Raw genomic sequence first — 10,686 nt, 5'->3', positions numbered from 1 at the left:
AAAAGCCTTATTTTCATAGATAGTTAATAAGGCATCATTTGCATTTGTCTTTTCATTTTGAAGCTAAATTTTTAAGTATTAAGATAGGATTTTGTAGGTGTTGGTAGTTATTAAATCAAATACCCCCATTTCATCCAAATTTCTACTTAGTGGAATTTTATACTTTTCATAAACTGCTTTAACTTGTTCTTCAAGTTCAGCCTCTATAACACTTTTTGCAAATTCCTTTGCTTGTATTAAAAAGCCACCATAGCCACTTTCAAAGTCTAGTAGGTCTTTGTTTATGATAACTCAATACGTCTATTCCACCAAGTTTTTTGGTCTTTTAAAAAGTATCCTTAAACCAGAATTTCATACACTAAAGACTTATTGTTTTCATCTCTTTTGCAACTTTTAAAAAATAATTCGTTTAACATTTCTTTATTTTGATAAAACTCATCCCCCTGTTTTGAGCATCCAAAAACACTAAACCACACTCATTACATTCTAAAATTTTAATATTAGGATTATCCCTAACCTTACCTTTTTTTCGTGACTTTCATCACAATCGCATAAAAAACATTGTATTTTTCTACTTTAAATAAATTTATACAAGGGCTATTTTAAGGACTTCATCAAAATAATCAACGGCAATTATTTGCATATTGTCCTTAATCTCACTAGGAATATCTTTAAGATCTCTTTCATAATTTTTCCTAGGAATCAAGGCTATTTTAATATCTGCCTTATACGCTGCTATAAGCTTTTCTTTAAGCCCTCCAATTGGTAAAATTTTACCAGCTAAATCAATCTCCCCTGTCATCGCTACATCCGCCCTTACCGGTCTATCACTAAACACAGAAGCAATTACCGTGCTCATTGTAACACCAGCACTAGGCCCATCCTTTGGCGTAGCACCGTCAGGTACATGAATATGTAAGTTATACTGGTCATAAGCATTTGTCTTAGGGTTTAAAATAAGCTTTTTAGGTACTATTAATTTTTTACTATCAATTAAAACCTTATTGACACTAAGGGCTATTTGTGCTGATTCTTTCATCACATCTCCAAGACTTCCAGTAAGCATTAAATCACCCTTACCCTTAATCTTAATAGCCTCAATCTTTAAAACATCGCCCCCAACAGGAGTCCAAGCAAGTCCATTTACTTGACCTACCTTGTCATCATCATCCTTTTTTTGTGCCTCATAAACCTTTTTATCTAAAAATTCAGATAAATTTTTCGTAGTAATAGAAACTTTTTTGCAATCTTCTAAAAGCAGTTTTTTAGCCACCTTTCTACAAATTTGGGCTATCTTTCTACGCAAGGTTCTAACGCCTGATTCCCTTGTGTAATCGTTTATTATTAATTCTATAACATCTTCTTTAAGACTTAATTCACTAGCTTTTAAGCCATGTTTTTTAAGCTCATCAGGTATTAAGTATTTTTTGCAAATATTAAATTTTTCAATAGGCGTATAAGAACTTAGTTCAATAAATTCCATTCTATCTCTTAAAGCTGAGGGAATATCGCTTATATCATTTGCAGTTGCTATAAAAATAACCTTGCTTAAATCTATGTTGAAATTTAAATAATAATCCCTAAATTTAGAATTTTGTTCAGGGTCCAGTATTTCTAAAAGAGCAGCCGAAGGATCCCCTCTAAAACTTCTATTTAATTTATCAATCTCATCTAAAACTACTACTGGATTTATTTGCTTTGCTTCAATGAGACCTTGAGTTACCCTGCCTGGCATTGCACCTATATAGGTTCTTCTATGTCCTCTTAGTTCATTTACATCTTCAAGGCCACCTAGTGCTATGCGAATTAACTCTCTTTTTAAAGCCTTTGCTACTGAATTTGCTAGTGAGGTTTTACCAACCCCTGGAGGTCCATATAAGCAAAGTATCACCTTAGCACTATCCTTATCATTAACATCTCTTTTTTCTAAAAGTTCGCGTACGGCAAAATATTCTTCAATCCTTTCTTTAGGCTTTTTTAAGGCATAATGGTCATTGTCAAGTTGTTTAATAACTTCTTTAATATCAAGTTTTTTCTTAGAAACCTTTTCAAAAGGCACGTCAAGTGCTGTTTCTATGTATGTTTGAATCATTGATGCTTCTGAGTTATCTTGGTGAATTCTTTCAAATTTTTCAATTTGTTTTTTGATTTCTTTATAAGCATCTTCATACATAAATTTTTTCTTACTTTCAAGCTTTTTATAATATTCTTTTAACTCATCTTCTCTTTCAGCATCGGTTCCAAGTTCTCTTTGAATTTGCCTTAATTGTTCTTTTAAAAAATATTCTTTATTTACCTTATCTATCTTAGAATGGACCTTGTTTTTTATCTCTTTTTGAATCTTGTTAGCCTCGATTTCTTGTGCGATTAAATCTATTAACCTTGTAAGCTTTGTTTCAAGGCTTGTTAAGATAAAAAACGAATAAGCATCTGATTTTTTAATACGAATTGTATTTAGTATCAAATCACAAATCCTAGACGCATCTAAGCCCTCTTCGATAGTCCTTAATAAATCAGGGGAAAAATAAGCACTAATATTTGCTAAAATTTTAACCTTTTCTTTTAAAACTCCAAGCAAGGCATCTTTTTTGGCATTTTTTAAAGGTTCTTCGTGGATTATATCAACTAAGGCCTCTAAGGGCTTACTTGACATTCTTTCTAAAATTCTAGCCTTTGCATAACCTTGAAATAAAATTTTAACCCTACCATCTGGCAAAGGTACCTTTCTCATTATGTTTCCTATAACGCCACAATCATAAATTTCATCAAAGCTTCTAGCATTTTCAAATTTAGAAGGGACAACTAAAATCATAGTATCATTTTTTAAAGCAAGTTCCATAGCCTTTAAATTTGCATTATCACCAATAAAAATTGGTGTTATCATAAAGGGATATAAAAAAAGTTCATCCTCTACTAAAACGGGGAGTTTTGTAGGGTAATTTTGTGCTTCTTCAAGTTCCATATTGTTTCCTTAAAATGTTTCAAATATAGCCCTATACCAAGGCAATTCTGGTTTTATCATTTCTTCATCGTGAAATTCTGATTGCATTAATCTTTGTTGATAAATTTCATAACTTTCTTCTCTATCTGTTCTTTTATATAAGTCTGCTATGCTTTCATTTAAATAAAATTCAGCTAAATTAAATTTCATTAACATAGTTTGCACCAAGGGTTTAAATTCGGTATCTGGGTAATCTTTTAAAAAAGAATCAATCTCGTTTTTACTTTCTAGCATTAAGGATTGATTGCGATTTGGAACGCCAAAGGCATCGAATTTAGCCTTGATTTTAAAATAACGAATATAATCTACATTTCTTGAAGTACCAAATTTTTTATTATATTCTTCTAGGTAAAAATCAGCAAGTTGATATTCTTCTTCATCCATGTGTGCTTGTGCTAATATGATTAAGGTTGTTTCAAGTAAGGGGTCAGCAATGTGTTCACTAGCCATGCCATTATAATGCGTGTCAGCACTTTCTAGGTCCCTATCTTGCAAGTCTTGAATTATTTGTTTATACCATTGCGTGGCACTAAGATTATAAAGTTCTTCTGTATCCTTAACACTACATGCGCTAAATAAGAAAAGAAATATTAATAAATATGTTATTTTCATATAAAAACCTTTTTTAAAAAGCATAATTATATAAAGATATTGTTAATAAAAAGGCTTTAAAATTAGAATTTGTATCTTTTGGATAGAAATTTTTATCCTTAAGTCCCCAGTGCTTTTTACATACTTATAAATTTTTTAGATATCTTACAAAAACAACAATTTAATGAAAAAAGTATATTAATATACTTTTAAATAACAACAATATTTATAAAGACCTTTAATGCAAGATAATGTGGAAGAAAATTCTTAAGCAAATACAATTTATTCTTTAAGCAATGACAGAAAAATTAATTTTTTTTAATATTTACTGGTCTTAGAAGAAGAATTAAAAGATAAGAATTTTTATTTTAAAAATAATAAATTTTACCTTAGATGAAAAGAAAAAAAATACATTTTTTAAATACTGAAAATAATCTTATTTATATCTTAGATACACTTGCTATGTTTAATCTTTTTTTTCCTTGCATACTTCTTAAAACATTTATGCTAAGTAATATAGCTTTGAATTTGAGAATGAGATAGGATTATTCAATTAGTTTAAAATGGATTAAAACATATGATTTTTTTTGTTTTGTCAAGTATTTTTGCAAAGCCAAGCTCTGATGTAGTCTTATCTTTTAAGATAAAACTTATTCTTGGACTATAATTTATTTTTAGATATAAATCTACACAAAACTCATTATTGCTAAGAAATATTATACTTTCTTTTAATTCCTTATATTTTGCCTTATTTGGTAAATACTCTAAGGCTTGTAAATATTCTATATCTTTAATTAAAATAGCTATCTTGCTTTGATAAGATAAAAATGTTTTTCCTAAAAGAAAATTTTTACCTAAGATATGATTTTTAATGCCTAAAACATTTTTTTGAGAATTTGCTATTGATAATTAACTAAGTACATAAAAAATACTTTAAATACAAAAAATACACATAAAAAAGGTGTTAAAATAATAAATTTTAAAGATTTAACTCGTTGGGATTATAAAAATAATGCAAGCGAAATAAAATTAAACATCTTAACGCCTTTAAAAAAATTTAATTATAAAAAATAATATAAAATACAACCGTATTTATATCCAAATGATAATTTTAATATATTAGGCGTAAATAACAAAGAAGAGATATTTTTAATAATATTCTTAAAGACTCACACATAAAACAAGAATATACAAAAGTAAAAAGTGGAGAAATTTTTTATAATCCTTACCGAGTAAATATAGGCTCCATAGGTATTGTACCAAAAGAATTTAATGACAAATTTACAAGTCCTGCTTATGTAATTTTTAGCACAGATAAAAATAAATTAAATGCTAAATTTTTAGTTTTAGTTTTAAGAGCTAAATCTTTTAATGATTATTTAAGAAGTCAAACGATAGATTCTGTTAAACAAAAATTTATTTTTTAAATCTTTGCAAAATTTACAAATCCCACTTATTGAAATTAGTAAACAAAATACATTAATATCAAAACTTGATAATAGACAAACAAATCAAAAAATTTTCAAATAAATTTAATACATTAAAAGAAAAATGTTTGAGTAATTTATGAAAACTTCATATAAAAAATAAAAAAACAAGCGAACGAGTCGCTTGTTATAATAATTAAAAATTTAAATTCTATCTTTTAAGTTGATTAACTATACTTAGCATATCATCACTTGTAGTAATTGCCTTTGAACCGGCCTCGTAAGCCCTTTGACCTGTGATTAAGTCAGTCATTTCTTCTACAAGTTGAACATTTGAAAGTTCCACAAAACCATGCCTTATAGTACCAAGCCCATCTTGTCCTGCAATACCTACAACAGGTGCCCCACTAGCCCCTGTTTCTAAGTATAAATTATCGCCCATAGAATGAAGACCTGCTGGATTTATGAAATTTACTAATTCAATTTGACCTATTTGAGTTTCTTCTTGTTCCCCTGCTAACATAACTGAAACTGTTCCATCAGTTGCCACGCTGATATCAGTAGCTCCTTCTGGCACTGTCATTTCAGGTATTAAAGGGTAACCATCTGCATTTACTATATTACCTTCTTCATCCTTTGTAAATTGCCCATTTCTAGTGTAAGCAGTGGTGCCATCTGGTAATTGAATTTGAAAAAAGCCATTACCTTGAATAGCCATATCAAAGCTTTCTGTACTAGTTGACTTAAAACTTCCTGAGGTAAATATCTTAGTAATTGCTGCAGAACGAACGCCAAGACCTACTTCTATGCCTGATGGGTGAAGTGTGGTTGAAGAAGTAGAAGTTCCTGCGTACTTCATAGTTTGATACATTAAATCCGCAAATTCTGCCCTATTTTTCTTAAAACCAACGGTGTTAACATTCGCGATATTATTTGAAGTAACATCTATTTGAGTTTGCATGGCAATCATACCTGTTGATGCTGTATATAAAGACCTTAACATAATTTATCCTTTCTTAAATTTAACTTACGCTTGCTAATTTATCAATAGCGTCTTGATTTAAATCATCCATATGAGCTGTCATCACTTTTTGATACATCTCAACCATTCTTTGTGCTTCTATTAAGCCCACCATTTCAATAACTGGATTGACATTTGAACCTTGAGAATAGCCTTGTCTGACGCAATTTGAATTTGGCAATTCTCTCATTTTTGTTAAATCATCTAGTCTATAAACATTATCGCCTTCTTTTTTAAGATTTCTTATATCATCAACTTGGGCTATATAAAGGGTAGAATTATCAATGCCATCAACTGAGATATTGCCATCCTTATCAATGCTTACATCATTAGCCTCAACACCTATGCTAATGCTTGCATCTTCTGGATTATCAAAATAAGCATTGCTAAGTACCTTATAGCCTTGTTTATTTACTAAAAAGCCATCACTATCAAGCTGAAAATTTCCATCCTTGCTTAAACGAACCTCGCCATTTTTAGTTTGAACCAAATAAAAAGCATCATCTCTTGTAATAGCTAAGTCAAGTCTATTATTTGTAGCCTTAATAGCCCCTGTGCTAAAATCTGTATACTCTTGGCTAACTTGAGGTACCCTGTCAATAGTAGTATTTGCAAATCTTGCTGCATCTCTTGTATGATTTTCAATAGGCAAGACATCCTGAGTTTCTCTAAAAATTCGTTTAAAATCTGCAATTACCACATCATCTCGCTTATAACCACTAGTATTAACATTTGCAAGATTATTTGTAATAACATCAAGTCTATTAAACTGAGTTACCATTGCACCCGTAGCTTGATAAAATCCATTTTGCATTTTTCTTTCCTAAATTTTTAATATTTGCTAGACTTTAAGCAAGTAATGTGCCAACTTTTTAAAAACACTATAAAAACATAGTTTGAAAGCTACACAAAGATTCATTCTTATTTTATACAATTATAAGTAAAAATTTAGTAGAATTCTCGCCCATTTTAAATAGCAAAGGATAGGATATGAGTACAAAGACAAAATCACAAGAAACAGATTTAGAGGCCTTATTTAAAGAAAATGCAAAAGATTATCTTACCTATGAAAAATTAGTTAAATATCTTAACAAACAACCTAATATTACTATAACTAAAAAGGTTCGCTTGCTAGCTACTAAACATAAGGTTAGCTTATACTCATCTGCTGAAATTGCACAAATTCAAAATGTAGCCGATGCTAAAAAATTAGAAGAAGAAAAGCAAAAATTGCAAGATACAAGCCTTGAAAGCGAGTTTGATTTAACAAATGAAAATGAGCTTTTAGAATGGAGTCGTTCCGATTCTCCTGTTCGTATGTATTTGCGTGAAATGGGACAAATTACTTTGTTAAACAAAGATGAAGAGATTGAAATTTCTAAAAAAATAGAACTTGGAGAAGATATTATAATAGATGCCTTTTGTTCGGTGCCTTATTTGATTGATATGATTTTAAAATATAAAGAACCCTTGATTAAAAGGGAAAGAAGAGTAAAGGAACTTTTTAAAAGTTTTGATGATGAAGATGATAAAAACGATGATAAAATAGATGATGATATGGATTCAATGGATGAAAATGAAGAAGAATTAGAAAACGAAGAAAATGAAAAAAGTAAGAAAAGTACAAAAAAAGAAGATGAAAGGACCTTAAAGGTTATTGAAAAATTTAAGGCTTTAGAAAAGGCTAAAAAGGATTGGATGAAAATTTCAAATGATAAATTAAGCGATGATGATCTTTTAAATAAGCTTAGCATTGCTTTTAAGAAAAATATTTTAAAAGAAAAATTAATGGACCTTGGTCCTACTTCAAAATTAATTACTGAGATTGTAAAATCCTTAGAAATTTCTTTAAAAAGTGAGCCTGATTTTGATAAAGAACTTAAAAGCTTAGAACACCGCTTACCTATGTTTTCCGATGAACTTAAAAAAAGACATAAAGAGATTATGAAAAATATTACAAAATTAAGCAAGGAAGAGATTGCTGAAAAGGCCTTAGAAACTACTATGGTTAGTACTTATATGCAGATTAAAAATCTTATTGAAACAAAAGAAGCTAGTGAAAATAGCTTTGATTTAGATAAGGATAAGTTAAAAGAAATTTTAGAACAAATAAAAAGAGGTAAGAAAATTTCAGATGAAGCCAAAGCAAGAATGGCAAAGTCAAATTTAAGGCTTGTTGTAAGCATTGCTAAACGTTATACAAATCGTGGTTTGCCATTTTTAGACCTTATTCAAGAAGGAAATATTGGCTTAATGAAAGCTGTTGATAAATTTGAGTATAAAAGAGGATATAAGTTTTCAACCTATGCTACTTGGTGGATTAGACAAGCTATTTCAAGGGCCATTGCAGACCAAGCAAGAACCATTCGTATTCCTATTCATATGATAGAAACTATTAATCAAATAAATAAAATCATTAGAGAATACATTCAAAAAAATGGTAAAGAACCAGACGTAAATATCATTGCAAAAGAAGTAAATCTAAGCGTTGATAAGGTTAAACAAGTGATTAAAATCACAAAAGAACCTATCTCACTAGAAGCCCCTATAGGTAATGAAGATGATGGCAAATTTGGGGATTTTGTAGAAGATAGGTCTTCTCTTTCTCCGATTGACCATATCTTAAAAGATGATTTAAAAGAACAAATCGATGAAGTGCTAGACCAATTAAACGAAAGAGAAAAAGCTGTAATTCGTATGCGTTTTGGACTTATGGATGATGAAAGCGATAGGACCCTAGAAGAAATAGGCAAGGAATTAAATGTAACCAGAGAAAGGGTTAGACAGATTGAAAGTTCAGCCATTAAAAAATTAAAACACCCTAAAGTTGGTCGAAAACTTAAAAACTACATTGAAGGTTGGAAGTAAAATCACCTACTCGTTAAAGCGAGTGGATGTTTTACTTTTCTTTATAATAAAATTATCAATTTTACATTATTTACAATCTTTACAATATTTTTTAACTATAAACCCAATCTCGTCTTGATATTCTGTTATTCTATACTTGAGTCAATTTTTTAATTTTTTTTAGTAGTAATTTTTAGTGCCATTGCAATAAAATAGATTTAAAGTCCTATACAACTTGGATTTTTTTATAATTTATGAGGGGGTAAAAGCCCAAGTGGTTATTAAAAAGTGCCAGTTATATAAAATAAGCTTAAAAATAGTAATTATAAGGCTTATTTTAATGAAGTAAAATTACCTTTTTTTAGTGTGTAATATACTTCATTAAAATAAGCCTTATAATAAAAACTTTAAAAAAATAGCCTTTTTAATGGCTATAAAATCTAAGCTAAATAGCTAAAACATAACAATTAAAAATATTCTTTTAAAAATGCCAAAATATACTCTTTTTTTAAAATACAATTTTAAACAAAGGATATAAGATGCAAATTTTTAAAAATGAAAAGTTTCAAAGCGATAAAAATATAAGTCCGTGTGATGAAACTTTGCCAAGATTTAGCCTTTTTAAAAAAGGTAAATTAATATATGTGGATACGACTTTAAATGGGTCGCGTGTACGCTTTTCTACTAAAAAAATTTTTAATGATGATAATCTAGCTTATGTAAAAAAGAACATTTTAAGCTATATTAACCATTTTAAAAACAAAAATATTAAAAATAAAAATGAGCCCAAATTTTCGGTCGTAAATGTGGTAGATAGATTTTTACAAAGCAAACAATATTTAAAATTAAATACAAAAATTAGTTATAAAAGTTTTTGTAACTTAATGCTTGATTTTTGTAGCAAAGAGAAAATAAGTGATTTTAGAAAAATTGACAAAGAAAAGATTATTAATTTTCATAATTTTGCATTAAATAAAACAAATAATAAAAAAACCTTTCAAGCTCATCTTAAAAGGCTAAAAAATCTTTTAAATTTCGCGTGTGATGAAGAGATTTTATTTAATAATCCTTATGTGCGTGTAAAAATGAGCGGTGTTGAATTAGTTGATAATGAGGCTAAGCCTTTTAGCCTTGATGAAGTAAAAATATTACTTAGTAGCTGTGAAGAAAATGAGCTTAAAATTTATCTACAAATTGCTTTTTTTACAGGTGCTAGAACAGGTGAGATTTTAGGATTAAAAGTAAGTGATTTAGATTTTATAAATGAAAAAATCAAAATACAAAGAACCTTAATTTTAGCTAATAATACTTTTACAACTCCAAAAACACAACACTCATTAAGGGAAATTGATATGATAGGACCTATAAAGAAAATTTTACAAGAAGTTATAAAAGATAAAAACAAGGATAGCCTTATTTTTACGCAAAAATATGATTATTATCGCTTAAAATTTAAAGAACTTTTACAAAAACTAAATTTAGAACAAAGGCACCTATATAATACTAGGCATAGCTTCGCCTCTATAATGTTACAGCAAGGCGAGGAGCATTTATGGATCGCTAAAATGTTAGGGCATAAAAATCTTAATATAACTTATGAAATTTATGCAAAGTTTATTATTAATTCTAATAAACCAAGAGCAACCTTTTTAAAGGATCTTAATAATGAAAAAACTTTTTTTTTAAATCAAAAAACAATAGGACAAAATTAAACCTTATGTCAATTTTGTGGAAAGGAGAATAATTTTGAAATATTATCTAAGCAGCGCAAAGTTTAAAAAAATTGTTTTAAAGCAGTT

Annotated in this window: 7 protein-coding genes; 2 read left to right on the top strand and 5 right to left on the bottom strand. The window is 28.7% G+C overall.

Translation table 11 applies throughout. The features are described 5' to 3' along the window. Window positions 1-586: 586 nt before the first annotated feature. The 5 genes from lon to FMM56_RS01060 all read right to left on the bottom strand — a co-directional run bounded on the left by lon (window position 587) and on the right by FMM56_RS01060 (window position 6,854). Complete coding sequence (lon, locus tag FMM56_RS01080) at window positions 587-2,962, bottom strand: endopeptidase La (RefSeq protein ID WP_150141473.1); 2,376 nt, start codon at window positions 2,960-2,962, stop codon at window positions 587-589. Between the two features lie 9 nt (window positions 2,963-2,971). Then, window positions 2,972-3,613, bottom strand: coding sequence for an outer membrane protein assembly factor BamD (gene bamD / locus FMM56_RS01075; RefSeq protein WP_150141471.1), 642 nt, complete (start codon window positions 3,611-3,613; stop codon window positions 2,972-2,974). Window positions 3,614-4,150: 537 nt separating this feature from the next. After that, a complete protein-coding gene (locus tag FMM56_RS01070; protein WP_263312597.1) occupies window positions 4,151-4,453 on the bottom strand; it encodes a type VI secretion system baseplate subunit TssG in 303 nt (100 codons plus the stop codon). A 777-nt stretch (window positions 4,454-5,230) separates the two neighbouring features. Beyond that, window positions 5,231-6,022: a flagellar basal-body rod protein FlgG gene (gene flgG, locus FMM56_RS01065; RefSeq protein ID WP_150141469.1), complete on the bottom strand. Its 792-nt coding sequence runs from the start codon at window positions 6,020-6,022 to the stop codon at window positions 5,231-5,233. A gap of 19 nt (window positions 6,023-6,041) precedes the next feature. Next, window positions 6,042-6,854, bottom strand: coding sequence for a flagellar hook-basal body protein (locus tag FMM56_RS01060; protein WP_150141467.1), 813 nt, complete (start codon window positions 6,852-6,854; stop codon window positions 6,042-6,044). 176 nt (window positions 6,855-7,030) lie between these two features. Between FMM56_RS01060 and rpoD the strand changes: the two genes are divergently transcribed. Together rpoD and FMM56_RS01050 are read left to right on the top strand one after the other, a co-directional pair. Continuing rightward, window positions 7,031-8,908, top strand: a complete 1,878-nt coding sequence (rpoD, locus tag FMM56_RS01055; protein WP_150141465.1) for an RNA polymerase sigma factor RpoD — start codon at window positions 7,031-7,033, stop codon at window positions 8,906-8,908. Between the two features lie 518 nt (window positions 8,909-9,426). Beyond that, window positions 9,427-10,599, top strand: a complete 1,173-nt coding sequence (locus FMM56_RS01050; protein ID WP_150207523.1) for a tyrosine-type recombinase/integrase — start codon at window positions 9,427-9,429, stop codon at window positions 10,597-10,599. Window positions 10,600-10,686 lie beyond the last annotated feature (87 nt).

The sequence above is a fragment of the Campylobacter sp. LR264d genome (assembly GCF_008633895.1).
In the GTDB taxonomy this organism is placed as follows: domain Bacteria; phylum Campylobacterota; class Campylobacteria; order Campylobacterales; family Campylobacteraceae; genus Campylobacter_D.
This window is presented reverse-complemented; position numbering and strand designations above follow the sequence as displayed.